The sequence below is a fragment of the Clostridium cylindrosporum DSM 605 genome, assembly GCF_001047375.1.
Lineage (GTDB): Bacteria > Bacillota > Clostridia > Clostridiales > Caloramatoraceae > Clostridium_AB > Clostridium_AB cylindrosporum.
This window is the reverse complement of sequence record NZ_LFVU01000004.1, coordinates 62,186-84,981: the sequence shown is the minus strand read 5'-3', so window position 1 is coordinate 84,981 and position 22,796 is coordinate 62,186. Positions and strand designations below refer to the sequence as shown.

Here is a 22,796-nt window from a genome sequence, read left to right as displayed (position 1 = left end):
AAAAAGTTCAATGACATTGCTTATATTTTGATTACTAAGAATTGGATATTATTCTTAGTTGGATGTATTAAGGAGGGGTTTTATGTTTAGTCTAAGGAAGCTATCTTCAAAAATAAGTTTAATAGTAGCTTTGCTTGTGTTAGGGGTTATAGTGGCTATTAGTTCTATTATACTTATTCAAGTTAGAAGAACTGCCTTAAATGATTCAAAGAGTTATGGAAGAGAAATAGCAAATGCATATTCAAAGGATATTATAAATAAGTTAAACGCATCGGCTCAATCAACTCTTGCTATGTCTAGTTATATGGAGTGTTCAAAGATAAATAAAAATGTTCCTAGAGAAGAAGCAATAGAAACCTTAAAGAGATATTTAGAGAAAAATAATTATCTAGATGGGTTATATGTAGTTTTTGAGCCTAATGCCTATGATGGAAAGGATAGTGCCTATATTAATAAGGTAGGACATGATTCAACAGGAAGATTTATAACATATCTTTCTAAAGGTGAATCCTCTGTAACTGTAGAAGCTATAACAGACTACGATGATACTAGTGAAGAGAATTACTATCAAATAGCTAAAACAACTAAAAAGCCTTTTTTAATGGAACCTATTAAGTATGAAGCAGGGGGGAAGGTTTCATGGATTACTGCAGTTGTTGTACCTATATTCGATGAAGATGGAAATTTCATAGGGATAACTGGAGGAGATATTAGTTTAGATAGTTTCCAAAAAATGATTGTAGAAGCAAAGCCTCTTAATGGGTATGCTTCATTAGTAACAGACAAAGGAAGTGTTATGGCTCAGGGTCAATTACAGGATTCAGTAGGAAAGAAATTACATGAAGTTCTAGGGACATTTGGACAGGCTGATAAAGCAGAGAAAATTGTTAAAGGAATAATAGAAAATAAGAGAGTAGAATATGAGTCAAATGGTTCAATAAGTATATTTACTCCTATTCACATAAAGGGAATAGAAGGACAATGGGGATTTGGAGCATATATACCAAAGGAGAGTATATATAAAGGATATAATGATATTTTGAAAGGAATAATAATTATTAGCTTTGTAGTTATAGTTATTTCAATTATACTAGTGTTTTTAGTTACTAAGAAGATTGTGAAGCCTATAGAACTATCATCAAGATATATGAAGAGGATGGGAGAAGCAGATTTTACAGAATATATACCTGATGCTTTGATTAATAGAGTTGATGAGATAGGAGTGTTAGGTAAGTCTTTGCTTCAAATGAAGGAGAATACAAGAGATACACTAAATAGTTTTCAAAAGGAATCGAATAATGTGCATGACTTTGCAAACAAAGCTATACAAGGTATAAATACCCTAACAACAAATATTGAAAATGTTTCAGCTATAACCCAGGAATTATCAGCTAATATAGAGCAAACAGCAGCATCAGCACAGGAAATGAGTAGCTCATCTATGGAAGTAGAGAAGGAAGTTGAAGAAGTGGCTACTAAAATAGAAGAGGGAAATAACCTTGCATTGGAAATTACAGTTAGAGCAGCTAAATTGAAAAATGAGTTTATGGAGGCTATTAAAGAAGGAGAAAGAATAATAAGTGAAACCAGTGGTAAGTTAGCCGAGGCACTAGATGAGTCTAAGGAAGTATCAAAAATTCAGATGCTATCAGAGTCTATAATGGAAATCACAGAACAAACTAATCTACTTGCATTAAATGCTGCAATTGAAGCAGCAAGAGCAGGAGAGTCAGGAAGAGGCTTTGCAGTAGTTGCAGAGGAAATAAGAAAGCTTGCAGAATCATCTAAGGGTACTGTTGGAGAAATTCAAGATATAACTAATAAGGTTACTACCTCTGTACAAAAGTTAGTTGATAGTTCTAATAGTATGTTAGAGTTCTTAAATGAAAATGTGTCTGTTGACTACGGAAAGATGATTAAAGCAGCGCAGCAATACAATAAGGATGCTGAGGTTTTTGCAAAAATTTCAAATGGATTCACTAAGTCCACAGAGAAGATATTAGAGTCAATAAAGGAAACAAACTCATTAGTTGATGGAATTGCATCAGCAGCTACTGAAGGAGCAATGGGAACAAGTGATGTTGCTAATAAAGTTATGGATGTATTAAACGAGGCTGAAAATGTAAAGGATATTTGTGGTCAAGTAGTAAGAAGTAGTGAAGAAATATCTAGTAGCATTTCTAAGTTTAAGGTATAGAAAAAAGGTAGGCAATTTAATTAAATTGCCTACCTTTTCGATTAATGAATAAGTAATTGTAAATAGAAATGTGATATAATTGTGAATATACACAATATTCTATAGAAACGAAGGAGGAGAAGTCTCATGTCATTGAAGGATAAAGTTGTAATTATAACTGGAGGAACAAGTGGAATAGGACGTGTATCAGCAGAAAGGTTCCTAAAAGAAGGTACTAAGGTAATGATTGCTGGAACAGGAGAGGAAAAGTCTAGAGCAGTTGCTGAAGAGTTAGGAACAATTAACGAAAATGTTTCATATGTAAAGGTTGATGTTAGTAATTACAAAAGTGTAGAGAATATGATTGAAAAAACTCTTGAAGCATTTGGAACTATAGATATTTTATTTAATAATGCAGGAATTACTATAAATAAACCTTTTTTAGAACAAACTGAAGAGGATTATCTAAAGGTTATAGGTGTTAATCAACATGGGGTTTTCAATGGAATACATATATTTGGTAAAAAGCTTATAGAACTTAATAAAAAAGGTACAATAATTAATACAGCATCAATTGCAGCTAGAATTACAGGTCCTACAATGATGGGGTATGCAACAAGTAAGGCAGCTGTTGAAATGCTTACAAAGTCGGCAGCAATGGATCTTGCTCCATATGGAATTAGAGTTGTAGGGGTAGGTCCTGGAGTTATTAACACACCAATGATTTCAGAATTAAAGGCACAAGCACTAGATTACCTAAAAAATATGCATGCAAGAAAAGAAATTCTAGAGCCAGAACAAATTGCAGATGTTGTAGTTTTTCTAGCTAAAGAGGAAGCTAGCGGAATAAATGGACAAGTTGTATTTGTAGATGATGGATATATAAACTTTAAATAAATATAAGAAAGGGCTGGTAGATGGTTTAACCTTTACCAGCCCTTTTAGAGTTTTCTCATGTTGAATAATATATTATACTAAATAGAGTAAGGAACTATTAAATTTATCTGGAGATATTTGTAGCTGTGGCAACCGATATTTATGATGAAAAATGTTTTAATTATATTATTTAGAGAAAGGATGGGATATCATGGCGGAAAACTTAAAGGGTAATGAAAATAATAAAAAGGTAAATATTTTTTCCCATATAAACAGATTTGATTTAATATTAGCTCTTATTGGAACATTTATTGGTGTTTCTCTTATTACAATATTATCTGTAAATTATGATAGTGCTTTTTTAATAGCATCATTTGGTGCATCTGCAGTTATATTATATACCACACCAAAATCTCCATTTGCTAGACCGCAAAATGTAATCTGTGGACATGTACTGGCAGCAATAACAGGAATTGTTATGTATAAGGTGTTTGGGATAACATGGTGGTCTCTAGCTCTTACAGTAACAATTGCTAATGGAATTATGATTATAACAAATACAATCCATCCTCCAGCAGGGGCGACTTCACTAATAGCAATACTTACAAAGGCTAGCCCGATTTTTATTATTAAACCTGTACTTGTAGGGACTATTATACTAGTTGTTTGGGCTATATTAATGAATAAAATTCATGATAAAATAAAAAATCATAGAAATAAAGTAGAAGAAGAAAAGGCGGTTTAATGTAGGGGGAGTGCTTCTGCAATAGTGTAGCCTTTATATAAACCGACGAGACTTTCAAGAAGAATTTCTAATTCAAAAAAATCCCCTCTCCTAAGTGCGATATCTTACTAAGGAGAGGGGATTTTTTAGAATAAGAAGTTCTAACTTTCAGCTCTATGGTTTATATAAAGGCTACACTACTTGCAATGAAACTATCCCTACATGACAAAGAAGAGAAATAGTCTTTTGTTTCGAGAATTAGAAGTTATCATATTAAGAGTAGTTTGAAATTTTATTTGTTAAATTAATATTCTAAAGATATATTAATCCTAAAACATATCTCTTAAGATTTTACATAGGAAGAAACTATTATGAAGTATAAAATGAAGAAGAGTGTCAATTTCCCGGGAAATAACACTCTTTATATATTAAAAAGTTATTGTATACAAGTGAAATTTAATTTTGTTATGTAAGGATAGTTTCATTGCAAGAAGTGGTATATAGGTTTAAAACAGTAGAGGCGAAAACTAGAGACTCTTATCTGTAAAAATAGCCTTAGACTTAGAAGACATCGGCAAGCAAAGCGATTTAGATGTCACACTTAGTCTAAGGCTATTTTTCAGATTAGAAAATCTATTTGAAGCTCTCGTTGTTTTTAAGCCTATATACCACTTCTGCAAGAGCACAAGTTTACATCAAAGCCCTTAAATTGAACAACCTTGAACCCCTGTATATTTGGCCATAAATTCACCAGTTCCACCGAATCTTTCATCAAGGGTAAATACTTGAATATCACTAGGGAATTCTTGTACACCATTATCTAGATAGAACTTTATACCATCAACTTCTATTATTTTATCATTTTCTTTTTGCTCATACAGAGCAATCCCAAGTCCTGGACCGTCTCATCCTATTGTAGTTATAAAGATTCTAATTACAAAAGGTTTGTCTTTTTTATCTAGTACTTCTTTTATACCTGTACTAGTGTTTATATCCATAATAATATTCACTATAATCACCTCGAAAATTAATAATATTGAAGGGAAAAGTTTTTAGGTAATAATTATTATCCTTATATATAACTTACCATAATGTATAGAAAAAATCAATGATAATACATTTGAGTATAGAGAGAAGTAATTAAGCATATAAAAGAGAGTATTCCTATAAGTTAAGGAATACTCTCTGGTTAATAGGGCTGATTAAATTAGTCTACATTACAAGCGCTGCATCCATCGCCGTAGGTTGCTGAGAACCCTCCACCGAATTTATCGTTTTTACTTATTTCAATACTATCTGTATACTTATCTAAACCTTCATCTAAGAAGACCTTAATTCCATTTACTTCACAAAATTCTTCAGGACTGTTTTTTTCACAAAGAGAAACCGAAAGTATAGGTCCACCACATGAAATAGTAGATATATCTACTTTAATTCCATATTCTTTGTCTTTATTAGATAGTTCTTGTTTAAGCGCTTTGCTTGTTTCATTGTCCATACGAATGTTCATTATTAATCACCTCATAATTATTTTATACGATTACTATTTATTATATGATAATAATTATTCTTAGATATAATTTATCATAATAAATGGCAAATAGCAATAGATTAATCTTTATAGTTTAAATAGAAAGGTATTAATCATGCTACTATATATTATTGTAAGTTTCGACGAAAATATTAATAAAATAGAAGGAATAATGTTAGAATTGTTGGAATATATATTTATTTGTTGAATTTAAATAGTTAATTGTCTGATAGCTTAAGGGCTACAAGTACCTAGATAAAGAATTTTAAAATAACATAAATGATTTAGTAATAATAATATAATATTATAGTTTGTAGAAATGTGAGATGAAATATGTTTAAATATTGGTTTATAGATAAAAAGGATCAAATTCAAATAGCTAAAGATCATAGCTTTATTGATAATTTAAAGTTTGATTTTAAGTACAAAACTACAAGAAAAGAAATCGATTATCTTGATTTAGGATATACTTTAGACCCTTGGCTAATCCAATTAAGAATAAGACTTCGTGAACTAAGATTTAGTATTATTAATTTTATATATTTTTATAATAAGAATATAGATGATAGAACTATATGTGACCTTGGAGAAGATAATGGACGATTTTTTCCTAATCTATCAGATGAAGGTAGAGGCTATTTATTTCAATTAAATTATTTTTATGGAAATTTTCAAGTTCAATATATATCTATAATTGATGCATTATATCATGTTTTAAATATATATTATGATATAAATGTTGATGGTAGTTTTGGATTTAATAAAAACATAATAAAAAAGGTTAAGATGAAAAATCAAGGAATTAGTAATAGGCTAGAAAACTTCTGGAAAGACTGTAAGATAAGTAGATATAGAAATGATAAGATTCATAACTATGACCCTAATATACCTGATAAAGGATATGATGAATCTAGAAAAGGGGTTATAATGCATTATTGTCCAAGATATATTCACTCAAAGGAAAAGTACGAATTACTTAATGAAGAGTGTATTAAAATGGAGCAATTACTTAAAGATATAAAAAGATATATGGGTAAGGATACAAATAAGCACTTAGATAGGGTTGATGTAAAAGTAGATTATAACAAACCTAAAAGCGTGGATAAAGTTAAAGGACAATATAAAAGGAAAAAAAGAAAAACAAAGTAACACAAAATACACCTTAATCATATTATGTATATATGCGAGGTGATTTTATGGTTTATGGGGTAATCATGTCAGGAGGACTTGGTTCTAGGTTTTGGCCTAAGTCAAGAAAGCATCTTCCGAAACAGTTCCTTAAAACTGTAGGGGACAAAACCATGATAGAGTGCACAATTGATAGAATATCCAGTGTTATAGACAAAGATAAAATTCATATAGTTACAAATCAAAATTATGTTCCTATTATAAAGAATCTTCTTGATATAGAAGATGGTAATATTTTCAGAGAGCCAACAAATAAGGAAACTGCATCTTGCATTGGTCTTGCGGCGATAAAGCTTCTTAAAAAAGACTTTGAGGCTGTAATGGTAGTACTTCCATCTGATCATGTCATTATAGGACAAGATCAGTTTGAGGAGACATTAAGACGTGGTATTTCTATGGCTAGAGATGGGGATTACCTAGTTACTATGGGAATAAGCCCTACTAGGCCTGAGGCTGGGTACGGATATATCGAAAAAGGGGCAGAAGTAAATAATGGTATTTATAAGGTTAAAAGATTTGTAGAAAAGCCTAATGTTGAAGTTGCTAAAAGCTTTATAGAAAAAGGAAGCTATCTTTGGAATAGTGGAATGTTTATATGGAGAGCAGATAGGCTTTTAAGAGAATTTAAAAAGTATCTTCCAGATCTATATAAATCATTAATGAGAATGTATGAATATATAGGTACTGATAGGGAAAATGAGGTTATAGAAGAGGAATACAATAAAATAGATGGAATATCAATAGATTTTGGTATTATGCAAAGGACACATAGAGGTGCTGTTCTTGAAACTTCATTTGAATGGGATGATATAGGAAGTTTTACTTCCCTTGAAAGATTTCTTGATAAAGATGAATATGAAAATGTAATCTCTGTTAAGGATGTAAGTCTTTTAGATGTGAAAAATACCACCATATTAGGTGACAAAAGGCTTGTTGCGGGAATAGGTCTTGAAAACATACTTATAGTAGATACAGAAGATGTTCTTTTAGTATGCAATAAAGAAAGGTGTCAGGATATTAAAGCACTTGTAAAAAACATATCCTCACTAGATGAATATGAAAAGTTTATATAAAAAGAGAGCTATATTGTAAATTAAATACAATATAGCTCTCTTTAGTTTATATAGGATATTAATTTGAATTAATGGAAATAATATTTTGTAAAATACATAATAAGGCTTTTAGTAGAAAATGTTTTCATGGTATTTTATAAAATCTAATAAGTCTAACTTTAAAGTATATTTATTCCATATATAGTTTAAAGTATAAATAATCTTTTAATGATGATTATTAATAGGAAATTAGTGAAGAAAATTATATTAATAATTAATGAAAACAAACAAACTATTACGATTTTAAGGTATTAATATGAAATTTCAGGTTTATTTGACTAAAATTAATATATTTAAGCCTTTTTTGAACCTTTTCTTATTTGTTTCAAATGATATAATCAGATTTATTAAATTGCAAGTCCCGGGATTAATGTTTAGGAGGAAGAGAATATGGAATTGGGGTTTTTAATAGTCTTCATGCTAGTCTTTATAGGATTAAGCTTTTTAATGGGACTATACCTAAAGAAGATAATTTCTTATGAAGATACTTTTGGAGAGAAAGTATTTTCTCTAATTGAAAGACCAATGCTTAAACTACTAGGAACTAGTGAAAAGATGAACTTTAAAGACTATTTAATAAGTATACTAGTTTCAAATTTAGTTATGGCAATTGTTTCTTTTATAGTTCTTTTAGTTGCATCTGGTTTACGATGGGATACTACTATTAATACAGCTATAAGTTTTATAACTAATACAAATCTTCAACACTATAGAGGTGAGGATATACCTGTATTTGTACAGAGTTTAGTTATGATATTCCTAATGTTTACATCAGCAGCAACTGGGATATCAGTTGCATTTGCTTTTATAAGAGGCATATCAGGTAAGTTTAATTCACTAGGTAACTTTTTTGAAGATTTTACGAAGGTAATTGTTAGAGTGCTTTTACCAATATCTTTTGTTGTAGCTATATTACTAATGCTAGGTGGAGTACCTCAAAGTTTAGGAAGTGAAACATTAGCTAGTACACTTTCTGGCAGTAAACAGACTATTATGTCAGGTCCTATAGCTACATTTGAAGCTATAAAGCATATAGGAACAAATGGTGGAGGATACTTTGGAGCAAATTCTGCTCATCCATTTGAAAACCCAACTCCAATAACCAATATTATAGAAATGCTTTCAATGATGGTTATTTCAGGTGGACTTATAGCTTCCTTTGGACTTATCATGAAAAATAAAAAACAAGGAATTGTTTTATTTGCGACCTGTTTAACTATATTCCTAATGTTATTTGGCATGCTTCACTTTGGCGAGATAGCTAAAGGCTCATATCTTTCTTCTCTTGGAATTCAAAATGGAATGAATATAGAGGGGAAAGAGGTTAGGTTTGATGGAATTTTAAGCACCTTATTTAGTACTATTACTACAACCTTTACTACGGGTAGTGTGAATACATCGCTAGACTCGTTAAGTCATTTATCTGTAATTGCAGCAATGCTAGGAATGATGCTTAATAGTATTTTTGGTGGAGATGGTGTAGGATTCTTAAATCTTATAACATATGTAATACTAAGTGTGTTTATTTGTGGTCTTATGGTAGGTAGAACTCCAGAGCTTTTTTCTAAGAAGGTTGAGGCTAAGGAAATGAAGTGTGCATCAATTGCAATACTTGTACATCCTACTATTATACTGATTCCACTAGCTATTGCAGCTATTGTTAGTAAAGGTACTGGGGATTATCATACATTATCAAGAATGCTATATGAATTTACATCAGCGGCTGCTAATAATGGGTCGCTTATGGAGGGAATTCGTGATAACACAGTATTCTATAATTTGCTAACAGGAATTACTATGCTGATTGGAAGATATGTTTCCATGGGAGCTCTTTTATATGCATCCTACTCTCTAATGCTAAAGCCAAGTGTTGGAAATGCAGAAGGTTTTAAAACAGATAATGTATTGTTCTATATTATACTTACAATTATTATTCTTGTTATCGGTGCATTAACATTTTTCCCAGCACTATGTCTAGGTCCTATTGCTGAATACTTAACATCTATAGGATAACTTAAATTTAAGATGTATTTTAAATATTAATAAAAAAGGGTGAGGACTATGAAAGAGAATAGTGAAGGAAAATTTCTAAATAAAAAAGTAGTTATGACAGCCTTAAAAGGGGCATTTTTAAAGCTTGATCCAAGATATATGATTAATAATACTGTAATGTTTATTGTTGAAATAGGATGTTTTATATCACTTCTATTTACAATTGCACCATCTAGCTTAATTAATATAGGCGAAGGCAGAGTATTTAATGGGATAATATTTTTAATACTATTTATAACTCTTTTATTTGCTAACTTTGCAGAATCTATTGCAGAGGGTAAAGGTAAGGCTCAGGCGGATTCATTAAAGCAAAGCAAAAAGGATGCTAAGGCAAACCTTCTAAATGCAAAGGGCGAAATAACTGTTATAGATGCAAGTGAATTAAAGCAATATGATATTGTTATTTGTTCTGCAGGAGATATAATTCCAGGTGATGGAGAAGTTATAGAGGGTATAGCATCAGTTGATGAATCAGCAATTACCGGTGAATCTGCTCCTGTATTAAAACAAGCAGGATCAGATTTCTCAAGTGTTACAGGTGGAACAAGAGTTGTTTCAGATACACTTAAAATTAAAATACTTGTTAATCAAGGAGAGTCCTTTCTTGATAAGATGATTGGACTTGTTGAAGGAGCTAGTAGACAAAAAACTCCTAATGAAATAGCACTTGAGGTACTTCTTATAACGCTTACTGCTATATTTATAATAGTTACTATTTCCCTTTATTTCATAGGAAATTACGTTAATGTAAAGATAGGTATGGCAAGTTTAATTGCACTACTTGTATGTCTTATACCAACAACAATTGGAGGGCTACTATCCTCAATTGGTATTGCTGGTATGAACAGGGCAGTTAGCTTTAATGTTATTGCTATGAGCGGTAAGGCGGTTGAAGCATGCGGAGATGTAAGTACTATAATACTTGATAAAACAGGTACTATAACATATGGAAATAGACTTGCAGCGGATTTTGTTCCAGTAGGAGACCACACAAAGGAAGATGTAATTAAAGCAGCGGCTATGTCATCTTTAATGGATGAAACTCCTGAGGGAACAAGTGTGGTAGTACTTGCTGAGAAATTAGGATTTAAGGAAGAAGCTACAAAGTATATTGATGCTGAAATTATAGAGTTTTCAGCAGAAAATAGAATGAGTGGAATGATTCTAAATGATGGAACTGCATATAGAAAAGGCGCAGGAGATAGCATTAAGGAACTAGTAGAATCTGAAAAAGGCTCAATTCCATGTAACTTAGAAAAGGAAATAACTGATATATCATTACTTGGAGGAACTCCATTAGTGGTAGCTGTTAATAATGATATAGTTGGTGTTATTTACTTAAAGGATACTGTAAAGGAAGGTCTTAGAGAAAGGTTTGAAAGACTTCGTTCTATGGGAATTAAAACTATAATGTGTACAGGAGACAATCCTTTAACTGCTAAGACAATCGCCAAGGAAGCTGGGGTTGATGCATATATTGCAGAGGCAAAACCAGAGGATAAGATTGAAGCTATTAAAGAAGAACAGTCACAGGGTAAATTAGTTGCTATGACAGGTGATGGTACTAACGATGCACCAGCTCTTGCACAGGCAGATGTTGGTATAGCCATGAATAGTGGAACAATGGCAGCTAAGGAAGCGGCTAATATGATTGACCTTGATTCCAATCCAACAAAGATAATTGAAATAGTAGAAATAGGTAAGCAGCTACTTATAACTAGAGGTGCCCTTACTACATTTAGTATAGCAAATGATGTAGCTAAGTACTTTGCTGTTCTTCCAGCTATATTTGCAGCATCTATTCCTAGTATGAATACACTTAATATTATGGGCCTTTCAAGTTCTAATAGTGCTATTGTTAGTGCATTAATATTTAATGCGGTAATAATTCCAGCACTTATTCCTATAGCTATGAAGGGAGTTAAGTATAGATCTGCCAGTATTGATTCTATATTAACTAGAAACCTGCTTGTATATGGACTTGGAGGATGTATTGTTCCATTTATAGCAATTAAGGTAATAGATATGATTATAACTCCATTACTAAGTGTACTTGGGATTCTTTAGGAGGTAAATTAAATGAAAATTTTTATGAATTCAATTAAAGTAACAATTATCTTCCTAATCCTATGTGGAGTTATATATCCATTAATAGGTACAGGAGTAGCACAGGTTCTTTTTAATAATAAGGCTAATGGAAGTATTATAGAAAGAAATGGAGAAAAGATAGGTTCACTTTATTTAGGTCAAGAGTATACTAAGGACTATTACTTTAAGGGAAGGCCAAAAAGTGATGAAGGTGGAGCTAAAGAAACACCTAGTGGAAAGGACTTTAAAGAAACTTTAAAGAAAAGGGTAGACCTAATTAACAATACCTATGCTACTGCAAACATTAAAAAGGGTAAGAAGTTTGATGGAATTCCAAGGGATATGGTAACTACATCAGCATCATCTAATGACCCTAATATATCTAAGGAAGCTGCTCTTTATCAGGTAAGCTATATATCTGAGAAAAGTAAGATTAGCGAAGATAAATTAATAAAAGCAATTGAAAATAGTACAGAAAATAATGTAGGTAAAGCTTATGTTAATCTTATCAAGTTAAATATGGAAGTAGATAAATTAATCAAATAAAATAAAAAGCTATTATAGAAACATCTATAATAGCTTTTGTTTTATTCTGCTAGTTTTCTTGCGCCCTCAGATAATATATCTACGATAGCAACTAATATTAGGTATGCTATAAGTATTAATGTTACCTCAGAGAGTTTAAAGTAGCTCATGCTAAGCTTAAACTGCTGACCAAGGCCACCTGCACCTACAAATCCTACAACTATAGTAGTACGTATAATTACTTCCCATCTATAAAGTATATAGGTTATAAACTTTTGCATAACGCTTGGTATTACACCGTATAGAAGTATCTGAAATGAATTTCCTCCACTTGAGGAAAGATTTCTAATAGGGGATAGGTTAATATCCTCAACCACCTCGGCACATAACTTTCCGAGAATTCCAAAGTTATGAAGGGCCAGTGCTACAGCTCCAGGAAGTATACCAGGTTTAAATATAAATATTATAATCATAGCCCATACTAGTTCAGGAACTGATCTAGAGAATATATATAGTGCCCTAATTATCCCGAATAAAAGAGTACTGAACCACCCTTTAGAAAGGGTAAGCTTACCTTCCATAGTAGTCCTTGCTGCACTTATAACAGTTATGACCATACCAATAGTGGCGAATCCTATTGCCATTATACTCATTTGAAGAGTTTCTAAGGTAAGCTTTAAAACATTTCTCCATTGCTCTAGATCATAAAATGCAGGGTTTTCTTCACCAGCTCCAATAAGACCTGAGAAGAATTTATTAATATGATATAGGTTCTTCTCTGTAAAGATTGAATTAAGACTTGCCTTATCTACAACCACTATGTGTATCCATGAGGCTATAATAAGGACTATGCTAATAAGTAAAGAAACTTTTATAAAATTAAAGTTACCTTTTTTATGATTGTTATCCTCAACAAATCTTTTTCTTATCATGTTGCTCCAAAGATCGGTTATTACAACAAGTGTAACTAGAAAGTACATATATGTCCATACATCACCATACTTTAAGTCATCAAGTGCTAATTGTATCTGATAACCAAGACCTCCAAGACCAATAAAGCTCATAACAGTTGAGGAACGAGTGGCACATTCGAATCTGTACATTGTATAACTAAACATATCAGCCTTTACCATAGGAAGATAACCATAGAGTAGAAGTTGAAGTCTAGATGCCCCTGAAGATCTTAATGCTTCTATTGGCTCTCTATTTACATCATTTAACATATCCGCATATATACGACCGAGGATCCCTCCGTAGGGAATTGCAAGTGCAAAAATAGCTGCATAGGGGGATAGACCTATTGCTGTTACAAATAGTAGGGCCCATACAAGTTCATGGACACATCTCATAAATCCAAGAAGGGATCTAAATATGCTTTTACAAAATGCTTTATTAGAATTATTAAAGCATAGAACACCAGAGGCTAGCACACCAAATACAAAGCCTATTATAATTGCAATAGATATACCTGCTACTGCATAGGCTAAGGTTATCCAAGATGATTTTATAGCAAGTAGTATTATATCACTTGAAAGGTTTGGATGAATTATACCATTAAGTATCTCCTTAATAATTGTCATTCCACCTGTATGAATAAGCTCTCTATTCCACTTAACAGAAAAAAGACTCCATACAAATGTAAGTATAAGTATTAATGTTAGTATATTTCTTTTATGAAATTTAAAGAAACCTGTTTTATTCATTTGTAGAAGGCTCCTTTGTATCATCTATCTTATAAAGTTCAGCAAGGTCATCTTCACTAACATTACTTGATTCAAGGTCAAAGTATATTTTGCCATCCCTTAGGGCAATTATTCTATCGAAATACTTTTTAGCATATTCAACGGAATGAAGACTTGCAATAAGAGTTTTGTTATTTTCCTTTGAAATACTAGTTAGGATAGAAAGTATATCCTCGGATCTTGTAGGGTCAAGTGATGCAACAGGCTCATCCGCAAGTATAACCTCGGGATTTTGAACTATAAGTCTTGCAATAGCAACTCTTTGCTGTTGTCCCCCTGAAAGGTCTGCTGTTCTTTCATATAACTTATCTAAAAGTCCAACTCTTTCAAGGGCTACCTTTGCCATATCTAAGTCTCTTGGAATAATAAGAGAAATTAAAGATTTTAAAAAGCCCCAGTCAGAAAATCTTCCTGCAAGAACATTATGAACTACAGGTAATTCACGAACTAGGTCAAATTGTTGACGGATTATACCGACTTTCTTAGCAAGCTTTTTAGGGTTTTTGTAGCTTGTGGAGGATTTACCATCTATTAAAATGCTACCACTATCAATTTTATTAATACATGCTAATGAGTTAAGTAGTGTAGTTTTACCAGAACCACTAGGTCCGATAAGTGCTATGGATTCTCCTCTTTTTATAAAAAAGGAAAGGGAAGATAATACTATCTTCCTTTCATATGATTTTGTAACTTCATTTAATTCAAATATGTTAAGTGACATTTTTTCACCTTCTACTTTTTATCTAGTCCTGTTTTTGTCATAACTTCTTCGATTAGTTTGTAGTTAGAGTTTTGTGTTGGTATGAATTTATCTGCATTCATAAATGTTAATACGTCTTTTTCCTCAGTACTCTTTGAAGCATCCATTGCAAGAATTGCGTCTACAATCTTCTTCTTAGTACCTTCACCAAATACCTTATCTAGGTTTTCGTCACTATTAACTGTCCAGTTGTAATCAAAGAATTCAGGTGTTGTATAGAATGCCTTAACCTTAGTTAGGTCAACCTTCTTTTCTTTAACAAATTTATCCCATACAGACATATCAACAGCAGCTACTTGATATGCACCTGATTCTACAAGCTTTATAGATTTATCATGTGCACCAGAGAAGTTAGGCTTTCCGTTTAGGTCCTTATCAGCGTCGATTCCAGCTTGCATTAAAAAGTAACGAGGCATTAAGTGACCTGAAGTTGAAGTTTCACTACCAAATGTAAGAGATTTTCCCTTTACATCTTTAATGTCAGTGTATGGAGCGTTTTTTGAAGATATAAATACGCTTTTGAATTTTGCATCTATTGGTCTTTGTGCTATTGCTTCAGAACCAGCAACCTTGCTTCTAGCTTGAACTCCAGTGAATCCACCAAACCATGCAAGTTGTATTTCTCCTCTTTCAAAGGCAGTAACAAGTGCAGTATAGTCTGTTGATGGAACAAATTCAGTTTTGATTCCAGTTTTAGTCTCAAGATATTTTGCCATTGAAGTCATAGCATTATTAATTTCAGTTTTCTTTTCATTAGGAAGGTATCCTATTTTCATAACCTTTTCGCTTTTCTTAGCTGTGTTATCCTTAGTTCCTTCTTTCTTAGGAGCTGAACAAGCAGTTAATGAAAAAATCATTAGTGCTGTAAGTAAAATTGAAAAAATCTTTTTCATAATTGTCCCCCTTCTTTGGTTTGCATATTGGTTAACTAGGAATTAACTTGTTGTTAACCGCATCTAAAATTTTATATTAAATGGAAGTTATTGTGTAATAGTTTATATTAATACAAGAACTTACATATATAGATAAAAACTATATAAAGTAAAGAAAAATATGTTGACATATAAATGAAATTGACTTTTAAACAAAAGAGAGTATAATTTATCTTTGTTAGTACTTTGTAGTACTATGGAGTACGATGTGGTTTTGGGGGGTTTAATATGGATGAAAAGCAGAAATTAATTATGAATATTGCACAGGAACTTTTTGATGAGAGAGGTTTTCAATATACTTCTATTGATGATATAGCGAAGGCATGTAAAATATCAAAGGCTACATTTTATAAATACTTTGCTAATAAAGAAGTGCTAGTTTACGACATCATAGATTATGCTAATAATCAGTTATATGAAATTATAGATTCTATTAATTCTGAATATAATCTTAATGGTATAGAAAAACTTAAAAAAAAGATTATAACATCATGGGAACATATTTTTTCTCAAACAATCTTTAGTGTTTATATTACTAAGAATTTTTCCAAAAATGAGAGGGAAAATATAACCGATGTTCGTAAAAAAAATAAAGGTAAGCTTTTTAAAGAATTTAGGATTGGTCTTATTGAAGCCTTTGGTAATGATGTAAAACCTTTTATTTGGGATTTGGTATTTATCTTAGATAGCCTAATTCATGAATTTATTTTACTTACCCGTGTAAACAAAAAAGAAGTAAATCCTGAGGTAGTTGGTAGTTATATTGTTAAGATATTAGGTTTTTCTGTAGAGACCCTAAAAGATACCTCCGGTTTAATAGATAAATCTATATTCTCATTTGTGGAGGGTATAGAGGACATTGAAGAAACAAAGGAAGGACATTTGCTAGAAATATTAAATGATACTAAGGAGTTAATTGAAAAAAGCAGGCTATCATTATCTAGAGTTAAGCTACTAGAAGGAATTGAAAAGTTATATATAGAGATTAAGGAAAAGCGATATGATTCTTTAATGGTAGATGCAATTCTTGCACTATTTGAAAAGGAAGATTCTTTAAAAGCTCAAGTTATTTTAATAAATAACATAATAAGTGAACTTAAAGAGGAGGTATAATAATGGAAATACAAGAGAAGAAAAGTCGAAATATTACTCTAGGTATTATAATGACAGGGGCATTTATAGGTTCCCTTGGTCAAACTTTAATGTCACCGGCACTACCTACTATAATGAAGGATTTTAATATTAATGCAGATGTAGGACAGTGGTTAACAACTATTTATTTATTAGTTGTAGGTATAATGATTCCAACAACTGCTTACTTAATAAACAGGCTAAGCACAAGGGTGTTATTTATCACAGCTATGGGGATTTATTCAGTAGGTTGTATTGTTGCTTTATTTTCAACGAATTTTAGTACATTATTTATTGGACGTGGTCTTCAGGCATTAGGTTCAGGGGCATTAATGCCACTTTTACAATTTGTAATACTTTACTTATATCCACCTGAAAAACGTGGTGCAGCTATGTCACTTGTGGGAATTACAATTGGTTTTGCTCCTGCGGTTGGGCCAACACTATCTGGATGGCTTATTGACTCATTTGGATGGCATAGTATATTTAATGTACTTACAACAATTTCAATTTTAGATTTTGTTTTATCATTTATATTCTTAAAGAATGTTAGTAAAGGTACAAAGTCAAAGCTTGATATACTTTCTGTAATTTTATCAAGTATAGGATTTGGTGGGGTATTACTTGGATTTGCTAATATGGGTCATTATGGACTTTACAATGTAGTAACATATCTTCCTATGCTTATTGGTATATTATCACTTATTGTTTTTACCCTAAGACAATTAAAGGTTGAAAAGCCTTTATTAGAACTGAGAGTTTTTAAGGATAGAAACTTTACTATTAGTACTATTCTTGTGATTATTGTATATGCAACAATGATGTCTGCAACAATTATTATTCCTTTATATATTCAGTCAGTTAGAGGATATACAGCACTTCACTCAGGATTATTAATGTTCCCAGGTGCAATATCAATGGTATTATTAAGTCCATCTGTAGGAAGATTTTTAGATAGATACGGAGCACGCTTTCTATGTATTGGTGGAATGGCTTTACTTGCTGGGGGAACAATAGCATTTTCTTTTCTTCATGAAAGTACATCAGTTGTATTTTTATCAGTAATGTACTTTTTCAGAATGGTTGGAATTACAATGCTTTTAATGCCTCTTACTGTATGGGGAGTTCAAAATCTTAATAAGGAGCATTTATCACATGGAACTGCAATTAATAATACACTACGTCAAATTGCAGGTGCTATAGGGTCAGCTGTATTTGTAACTGTAATGGTAAATGCAACTAAAAACTCAGGGGAAGTATCAAGAGTACTTGCTATAATTCATGGAATAGATGTATCATTTATGGCCTCAGGGATTTTAGGGGTTCTTGGTCTTTTAATATCTCTTTTCTTTGTTAAAAATAAGAAAGGTTTAAAGGCCTAGTTCCTCTTCCGTAATTACTTTAATATTATTTTCAATAAGTAGTTCAGCAGTTAATCCATTTCCTTCTATAAGGTTACCTGAAAATGTTCCGTCGTATATGTGAGAGCAGCCACATGATGGACTTTTGGATTTTAGTATAGCTTTATTAATACTAAGGGCTTTTGCTACTTTTAGAACTTTTTCTGCACCAATTTGAAATTCTTTAGTTACATCTAGGCCATCCTTAGTTGTAACTATTCTTTTGCCATTTTTATCTATAGTAATTTCACATGGTGTTCTTGGCGTGGAGAGTCCCCCTAATTGTTCAGGACAAAGGGGGATGGCTTCACCTTTTTTTATAAGTTCTATTATATTGGGGTTTTCACTACTTTTACCATTGTATCTACAATTAATCCCCGCTAAACAAGCGCTAACTATATACATAGATTACCTCCTTTTGAAATATTGTAGTTGGAAGACTTAACTAATCTAGTGGTATTATATGAACCTCAAGGCTTCTTGTAAGTCTTAGGAATTGTGTAAGATTAGAGCTTCTAAATAATTTGTCCCCATTTGATTCAAGGTTATGCCCTATAATTATTTGTGTTATGTTTTTATCCTGTGCAAAATCCGCAAGTGATTTATATAATTTATTAGATGTAATACTTATAGTTTTAGCCCCTAGTTTATCTGCAAGCAAAAGGTGATTCTTTAGGAACTTTTCATCACTTGAATTAGGCTTTTTAGAGAATAATCCTTTTTCCTGTGCATTTACAACAATCCACTCGCATTTATATCTTTTAGATATTCTAGCACCACGTCTTATAAGTTTTTCACATGATGGGTTAGAGGTAATGCACACCATAACTCTATCTGTAGTATGCCAGTTTTCACGAATTCCATGTTGCATTTTGTATTCATTAATATCATCCTCAACTTCTTCGGCTATTTGTCTAAGTGAAATTTCACGTAGAGCATTTAAGTTTCCTTCTCTAAAGAAGTTTTTTAGAGCACGTATTGCATTTTCTTCTTTATATATAAGACCTTTTTGAAGTCTTTCCCTAAGTTGTTTTGGGGTAATGTCTACAAGTACAAGTTCCGCATCGGTTAGAATAGAATCTGGAACAGTTTCACGCACCTTTACTCCTGTAATTTCCCTAACTACATTATTTAAGCTTTCTATGTGTTGAATATTCATAGTAGATATTACATTAATACCACACTTTAGAATATCAAGTACATCTTCGTATCTTTTTTCATTAATCGAACCAGGAGCATTAGTGTGAGCAAGTTCATCAACTAAAACAGTTTCAGGTTTAAGCTCACATATAAGGTCAAGGTCCATTTCTTCAAGAGTAATTGTTCCATGTGGAATTTTTCTTCTATCTAATACTTTAAGTTCCCTTACTTGACGTAGCGTTTCAACCCTTCCGTGGGTCTCGAGATAACCGACTACTATATCTTCACCATTATTCAATCTATCATTAGCTTCATTTAACATAGCATAGGTTTTACCTACACCTGGGGCAAATCCAATATATATTTTAAGTTTTCCCTTTGATTTCTTTTCTTTAGAATATGCTTTAATCTCTTGAGGATCAGCGTTATTCATTTTTTCATCCATCCTTGCATTAAATTTTTATTATCTAAATTAGGTAAATATACTAATACTATAGTATATTTACTAGGTTTTTGACAAATATAAATTAATCTTTTATGTAGGGATTGTGGTGTTGCAGTAGCTGTGCCTTCCTCTAAAACCGACGAGACCTTCAAATAGATACTCTAATATACAAAAGTAAGCTCAAACCAAGTACGATATCTAAATCGCTTTGCTTGCCGATATCTTACTAAGTTTGAACTTACTTTTGTAGATAAGAATTTCTAGTTTTTGGCTCTATGGTTTTAGAGGAAGGCACAGCCACTTGCAATGAAATCAAGCCTACATAACATAATTAATTGTAGAGTAGGGAGGGGATTAATTTAGATTTGATATATAGATATGTTCAAATATATATTTAGTGACATAATAAAGGAATTTAAAAAATAAAAATAATTTCTCTTCAAGGGAAGGAGTGAATTCTGTTATGTAAGTAAAGTTTCTTTGCGGTAGTTATTCTATTAGCTAAAACAATAGAGTCAAAAACTAGAGATTCTTATCAAGTGAATTTTCAAAGCCTTAGAGATATGTCGTGAAGCGAAGCGGTTTTAGACATAGCTCTTAGGCTTTGGAAATTTACGCAGATTAGAAGCTCTGTTTGAAGGCCTCGTCGTTTTAGCTAATAGAATAACTACCGCAAGAACAGCAACTTTACATCTAAGGCTAACTTTCCTTCTCACACTCAGGTTCTATATGCACAGTTACATAGCCACCAAGAAGTTCTTTTTCGATTTCTTCCTTTACCTCATGGGATATTGAGTGGGCATCAAATATAGATATTTCTTCATCTACACATATGTGAAAATCTATTTCGCGGGTTGCGCCACTTTTTCTTGTTCTAAGTTTATGAAAACTTTTAATCCTAGGGTGAGAGCTAAGTAGTTCTTTAATTTTATTTAAATCCTCAGGTGGTAATGAGGTATCTACTAAGTCAATAAGGGATTTTTTTGTAAGGTCAATAGAGGCTTTAATTATCATTGTTGCAACGACAATAGCTATAATTGGGTCTATAATTTGTATTCCTGTAATTTTAATAACAATAAGCCCTAAAAATACACCGAAGGATGTAAATACATCTGTTAGAAGGTGCATTGCATCTGCTTCAAGTGCTATAGAATCTTCTTTTTTAGCTATTTTAAAAAGTAGCATTGATATACATAGGTTAATTAAGCTTGAAATTAACATTACAATTATTCCTGCGTTTAGACTTTCAATTTGAACTCCACCTATTAGTTTCTTTGAAGCTTCTACAATAATAATTCCTGCTGCTATAAAAATCAGGATTGCTTCTACAAATCCAGATACATTTTCAAATTTACCGTGACCAAAGGGATGTTCTTCGTCCTTAGGTTTCATAGATTGTTTTATTGATATAAATGCAATTATACTAGCAACTAAATCAAGTCCTGAATGAATAGCTTCAGATAGTACGCTTATTGAACCCATTAAAATACCTGAAATAAGTTTAAATATTATAAGAAAGCTATTAGAAAATATAGATAACAAAGCTGCTGATTTTTTGTTCATATATTTACCTCCTATTCTCAATTGAATTTATTAACCTCTTTTATTATATTCGCTAGTGTCTTAAAGGTGAAGGGCTTTTGTGAGAAAAGTTTAAAATTAATAATTATCAATTGAGAATGGTAATTGTGATAAATGAGCCTTAAGTGTACTAGTAATTTAAATATAAGTAACTGTTAAAGTTTAAGATTTTCTTTTTATATATTATAAAAAGAAACCATATAGGAGAGTCCTATATGGTTTTATAAAGGTCTTTATATACTTGCAGTGTTTTCTTAGCAGTTATTTCCCAAGAAAACAACTTACTTCTTTCATATCCTTTAAGTATTATATTTTCACGAGTACTTGAATCCTCAAGCACCTTTTCCATGGAGTCTTTAAGATCATCTATATCATATGGATTAATTAAAAGTGCACCATCTCCTACAACTTCAGGAATAGCTGATATATCAGATGTTATAACTGGACATTTACAGCTCATAGCTTCAAGTGGAGGAAGTCCAAATCCTTCATATAAAGAAGGGTAAACAAATAGTGATGCAGCATTGTAGAAAAGAGGTAAATCTTCATGTGGTACAAATCCTGTAAATTGAACCTTATCTTTAATAGATAGTGTTTCTGCTAGGTTTGTAAGTTTTTCATGCTCATCACGTGAAGGACCTAGTATTACAACTTTATAATCCTTTGATAGATTTTTATATATTTTAGAGAATGCAACAAGAATGGATTTTACGTTTTTTCTTGAGCTAAAGCCTCCAAGATAAAGAATAAAGTCCTCTGTAATTCCGTACTTTTCGTATATAGATTTTTTCGTTTCTTCTTTATCCAATGGAGAAAATATATGGTCAGCTGCAAGATGAGTTACCTTGATTTTCTCCTCTGGTACATCGAATATTTTTATAATATCATTTTTTGAAAACTCTGATACGGTTATGATATTATCAGAAGCCTGAATTATACTAGGCATTTGAGCTATAAACTTTTTAAGGTATCCCCTTCCTACTGTTTCAGGCATAACATATGGAATTAAGTCATGTATAGTTGATATAGAAAGACAAGATGTTTTTTTAGATAATCCTATTCCGTTTTGAGGAACGTGATATATATCAACATCGTTATTTTTTAGGTTTTGAGGAATAAAATAGTCCTCGAAAAATCTATGATGTCTTTTAGAGGACATATTTATAGTTACATTATCTTTATATATATTTCTATAGTTAGGTCCTGCCCAGTAAAGGTGGTATTGATTGAGACTATCGTTGTTTAAAAGATAGTTAAGTACTTGATTTGTATATGTTCCAATACCAGTACCTTTATACCAGTTGGCACCTCTAGCATCTATTGCGATTTTCATACTTTTCACTCTCCAAATAAACTCTGCTTATATACTATAAATATTAAATGCAATTACCTT

At 31.7% G+C, this 22,796-nt stretch carries 18 protein-coding genes; 10 read left to right on the top strand and 8 right to left on the bottom strand.

All coding sequences use genetic code 11. From position 1 onward, the window contains the following. The first annotated feature begins 82 nt into the window (after positions 1 to 82). The 3 genes from CLCY_RS02610 to CLCY_RS02600 all read left to right on the top strand — a co-directional run bounded on the left by CLCY_RS02610 (position 83) and on the right by CLCY_RS02600 (position 3,797). Positions 83 to 2,197, top strand: a complete 2,115-nt coding sequence (locus tag CLCY_RS02610; RefSeq protein WP_048569585.1) for a methyl-accepting chemotaxis protein — start codon at positions 83 to 85, stop codon at positions 2,195 to 2,197. Between the two features lie 126 nt (positions 2,198 to 2,323). Next, positions 2,324 to 3,073: an SDR family NAD(P)-dependent oxidoreductase gene (locus CLCY_RS02605; RefSeq protein ID WP_048569584.1), complete on the top strand. Its 750-nt coding sequence runs from the start codon at positions 2,324 to 2,326 to the stop codon at positions 3,071 to 3,073. A 190-nt stretch (positions 3,074 to 3,263) separates the two neighbouring features. Beyond that, positions 3,264 to 3,797 carry an HPP family protein gene (locus CLCY_RS02600; protein ID WP_048569583.1) on the top strand — a complete coding sequence of 178 codons (534 nt, stop codon included), beginning with the start codon at positions 3,264 to 3,266 and terminating at the stop codon, positions 3,795 to 3,797. 1,186 nt (positions 3,798 to 4,983) lie between these two features. Here the strand turns inward: CLCY_RS02600 and CLCY_RS02595 are convergent. After that, on the bottom strand, positions 4,984 to 5,286 hold the full coding sequence (locus tag CLCY_RS02595) for a hypothetical protein (protein WP_048569582.1): 303 nt from the start codon (positions 5,284 to 5,286) through the stop codon (positions 4,984 to 4,986). Between the two features lie 354 nt (positions 5,287 to 5,640). Here CLCY_RS02595 and CLCY_RS02590 point away from each other — a divergent pair, with 354 nt between their 5' ends. From CLCY_RS02590 to CLCY_RS02570, 5 genes are all read left to right on the top strand, one after another. Further along, on the top strand, positions 5,641 to 6,456 hold the full coding sequence (locus CLCY_RS02590) for a Cthe_2314 family HEPN domain-containing protein (protein ID WP_048569581.1): 816 nt from the start codon (positions 5,641 to 5,643) through the stop codon (positions 6,454 to 6,456). A gap of 47 nt (positions 6,457 to 6,503) precedes the next feature. Further along, the gene (locus tag CLCY_RS02585) at positions 6,504 to 7,568 is read left to right on the top strand and encodes a mannose-1-phosphate guanylyltransferase (RefSeq protein ID WP_048569580.1); all 1,065 of its coding nucleotides are present in this window, start codon (positions 6,504 to 6,506) and stop codon (positions 7,566 to 7,568) included. A 429-nt stretch (positions 7,569 to 7,997) separates the two neighbouring features. Beyond that, positions 7,998 to 9,620: a potassium-transporting ATPase subunit KdpA gene (kdpA, locus tag CLCY_RS02580; RefSeq protein WP_048569579.1), complete on the top strand. Its 1,623-nt coding sequence runs from the start codon at positions 7,998 to 8,000 to the stop codon at positions 9,618 to 9,620. Positions 9,621 to 9,668: 48 nt separating this feature from the next. Then, the gene (kdpB, locus tag CLCY_RS02575; protein WP_048569578.1) at positions 9,669 to 11,726 is read left to right on the top strand and encodes a potassium-transporting ATPase subunit KdpB; all 2,058 of its coding nucleotides are present in this window, start codon (positions 9,669 to 9,671) and stop codon (positions 11,724 to 11,726) included. Between the two features lie 12 nt (positions 11,727 to 11,738). Then, complete coding sequence (locus CLCY_RS02570; RefSeq protein WP_048569577.1) at positions 11,739 to 12,293, top strand: potassium-transporting ATPase subunit C; 555 nt, start codon at positions 11,739 to 11,741, stop codon at positions 12,291 to 12,293. A 41-nt stretch (positions 12,294 to 12,334) separates the two neighbouring features. Here the strand turns inward: CLCY_RS02570 and CLCY_RS02565 are convergent, their stop codons facing one another. Genes CLCY_RS02565 through CLCY_RS02555 form a run of 3 tightly spaced genes read right to left on the bottom strand, consistent with a single transcriptional unit; the run spans position 12,335 to position 15,667 of the window. Beyond that, positions 12,335 to 13,975: a PhnE/PtxC family ABC transporter permease gene (locus CLCY_RS02565; protein ID WP_048569576.1), complete on the bottom strand. Its 1,641-nt coding sequence runs from the start codon at positions 13,973 to 13,975 to the stop codon at positions 12,335 to 12,337. Further along, the gene (locus tag CLCY_RS02560; protein ID WP_048569575.1) at positions 13,968 to 14,735 is read right to left on the bottom strand and encodes a phosphonate ABC transporter ATP-binding protein; all 768 of its coding nucleotides are present in this window, start codon (positions 14,733 to 14,735) and stop codon (positions 13,968 to 13,970) included. Before CLCY_RS02560 ends, CLCY_RS02565 begins: the two co-directional genes overlap by 8 nt. An 11-nt stretch (positions 14,736 to 14,746) precedes the next feature. Beyond that, positions 14,747 to 15,667 (bottom strand): putative selenate ABC transporter substrate-binding protein, encoded by a 921-nt coding sequence (locus CLCY_RS02555; protein WP_048569574.1) that lies wholly within the window; start codon positions 15,665 to 15,667, stop codon positions 14,747 to 14,749. 267 nt (positions 15,668 to 15,934) lie between these two features. Here CLCY_RS02555 and CLCY_RS02550 point away from each other — a divergent pair, with 267 nt between their 5' ends. Next, positions 15,935 to 16,819: a TetR/AcrR family transcriptional regulator gene (locus tag CLCY_RS02550; RefSeq protein ID WP_048569573.1), complete on the top strand. Its 885-nt coding sequence runs from the start codon at positions 15,935 to 15,937 to the stop codon at positions 16,817 to 16,819. Positions 16,820 to 16,821: 2 nt separating this feature from the next. After that, positions 16,822 to 18,219, top strand: coding sequence for an MDR family MFS transporter (locus CLCY_RS02545; protein WP_048569572.1), 1,398 nt, complete (start codon positions 16,822 to 16,824; stop codon positions 18,217 to 18,219). On the opposite strand, the gene CLCY_RS02540 is transcribed toward CLCY_RS02545, so the two are convergent. From CLCY_RS02540 to CLCY_RS02525, 4 genes are all read right to left on the bottom strand, one after another. Further along, positions 18,208 to 18,642: a 2-thiouracil desulfurase family protein gene (locus CLCY_RS02540; RefSeq protein WP_048569571.1), complete on the bottom strand. Its 435-nt coding sequence runs from the start codon at positions 18,640 to 18,642 to the stop codon at positions 18,208 to 18,210. The two genes, CLCY_RS02545 and CLCY_RS02540, sit on opposite strands and share 12 nt — an antisense overlap. Positions 18,643 to 18,682: 40 nt before the next feature. Continuing rightward, positions 18,683 to 19,810 carry a sensor histidine kinase KdpD gene (locus tag CLCY_RS02535; RefSeq protein ID WP_200899957.1) on the bottom strand — a complete coding sequence of 376 codons (1,128 nt, stop codon included), beginning with the start codon at positions 19,808 to 19,810 and terminating at the stop codon, positions 18,683 to 18,685. 711 nt (positions 19,811 to 20,521) lie between these two features. Beyond that, complete coding sequence (locus CLCY_RS02530; protein WP_048569569.1) at positions 20,522 to 21,385, bottom strand: cation diffusion facilitator family transporter; 864 nt, start codon at positions 21,383 to 21,385, stop codon at positions 20,522 to 20,524. A gap of 229 nt (positions 21,386 to 21,614) precedes the next feature. Then, complete coding sequence (locus CLCY_RS02525) at positions 21,615 to 22,736, bottom strand: glycosyltransferase family 4 protein (RefSeq protein ID WP_048569568.1); 1,122 nt, start codon at positions 22,734 to 22,736, stop codon at positions 21,615 to 21,617. Positions 22,737 to 22,796 lie beyond the last annotated feature (60 nt).

Coding starts and splice junctions, on each gene's coding strand:
- CLCY_RS02565 (WP_048569576.1), bottom strand. CDS start 13,975: ATGAATAAAACAGGTTTCTTTAAATTTCATAAAAGAAATATACTAACA.
- CLCY_RS02530 (WP_048569569.1), bottom strand. CDS start 21,385: ATGAACAAAAAATCAGCAGCTTTGTTATCTATATTTTCTAATAGCTTT.
- CLCY_RS02545 (WP_048569572.1), top strand. CDS start 16,822: ATGGAAATACAAGAGAAGAAAAGTCGAAATATTACTCTAGGTATTATA.
- CLCY_RS02525 (WP_048569568.1), bottom strand. CDS start 22,736: ATGAAAATCGCAATAGATGCTAGAGGTGCCAACTGGTATAAAGGTACT.
- kdpA (WP_048569579.1), top strand. CDS start 7,998: ATGGAATTGGGGTTTTTAATAGTCTTCATGCTAGTCTTTATAGGATTA.
- CLCY_RS02570 (WP_048569577.1), top strand. CDS start 11,739: ATGAAAATTTTTATGAATTCAATTAAAGTAACAATTATCTTCCTAATC.
- CLCY_RS02535 (WP_200899957.1), bottom strand. CDS start 19,810: ATGAATAACGCTGATCCTCAAGAGATTAAAGCATATTCTAAAGAAAAG.
- CLCY_RS02590 (WP_048569581.1), top strand. CDS start 5,641: ATGTTTAAATATTGGTTTATAGATAAAAAGGATCAAATTCAAATAGCT.
- CLCY_RS02555 (WP_048569574.1), bottom strand. CDS start 15,667: ATGAAAAAGATTTTTTCAATTTTACTTACAGCACTAATGATTTTTTCA.
- CLCY_RS02610 (WP_048569585.1), top strand. CDS start 83: ATGTTTAGTCTAAGGAAGCTATCTTCAAAAATAAGTTTAATAGTAGCT.
- CLCY_RS02550 (WP_048569573.1), top strand. CDS start 15,935: ATGGATGAAAAGCAGAAATTAATTATGAATATTGCACAGGAACTTTTT.
- CLCY_RS02600 (WP_048569583.1), top strand. CDS start 3,264: ATGGCGGAAAACTTAAAGGGTAATGAAAATAATAAAAAGGTAAATATT.
- CLCY_RS02560 (WP_048569575.1), bottom strand. CDS start 14,735: ATGTCACTTAACATATTTGAATTAAATGAAGTTACAAAATCATATGAA.
- CLCY_RS02595 (WP_048569582.1), bottom strand. CDS start 5,286: ATGAACATTCGTATGGACAATGAAACAAGCAAAGCGCTTAAACAAGAA.
- kdpB (WP_048569578.1), top strand. CDS start 9,669: ATGAAAGAGAATAGTGAAGGAAAATTTCTAAATAAAAAAGTAGTTATG.
- CLCY_RS02585 (WP_048569580.1), top strand. CDS start 6,504: ATGGTTTATGGGGTAATCATGTCAGGAGGACTTGGTTCTAGGTTTTGG.
- CLCY_RS02605 (WP_048569584.1), top strand. CDS start 2,324: ATGTCATTGAAGGATAAAGTTGTAATTATAACTGGAGGAACAAGTGGA.
- CLCY_RS02540 (WP_048569571.1), bottom strand. CDS start 18,642: ATGTATATAGTTAGCGCTTGTTTAGCGGGGATTAATTGTAGATACAAT.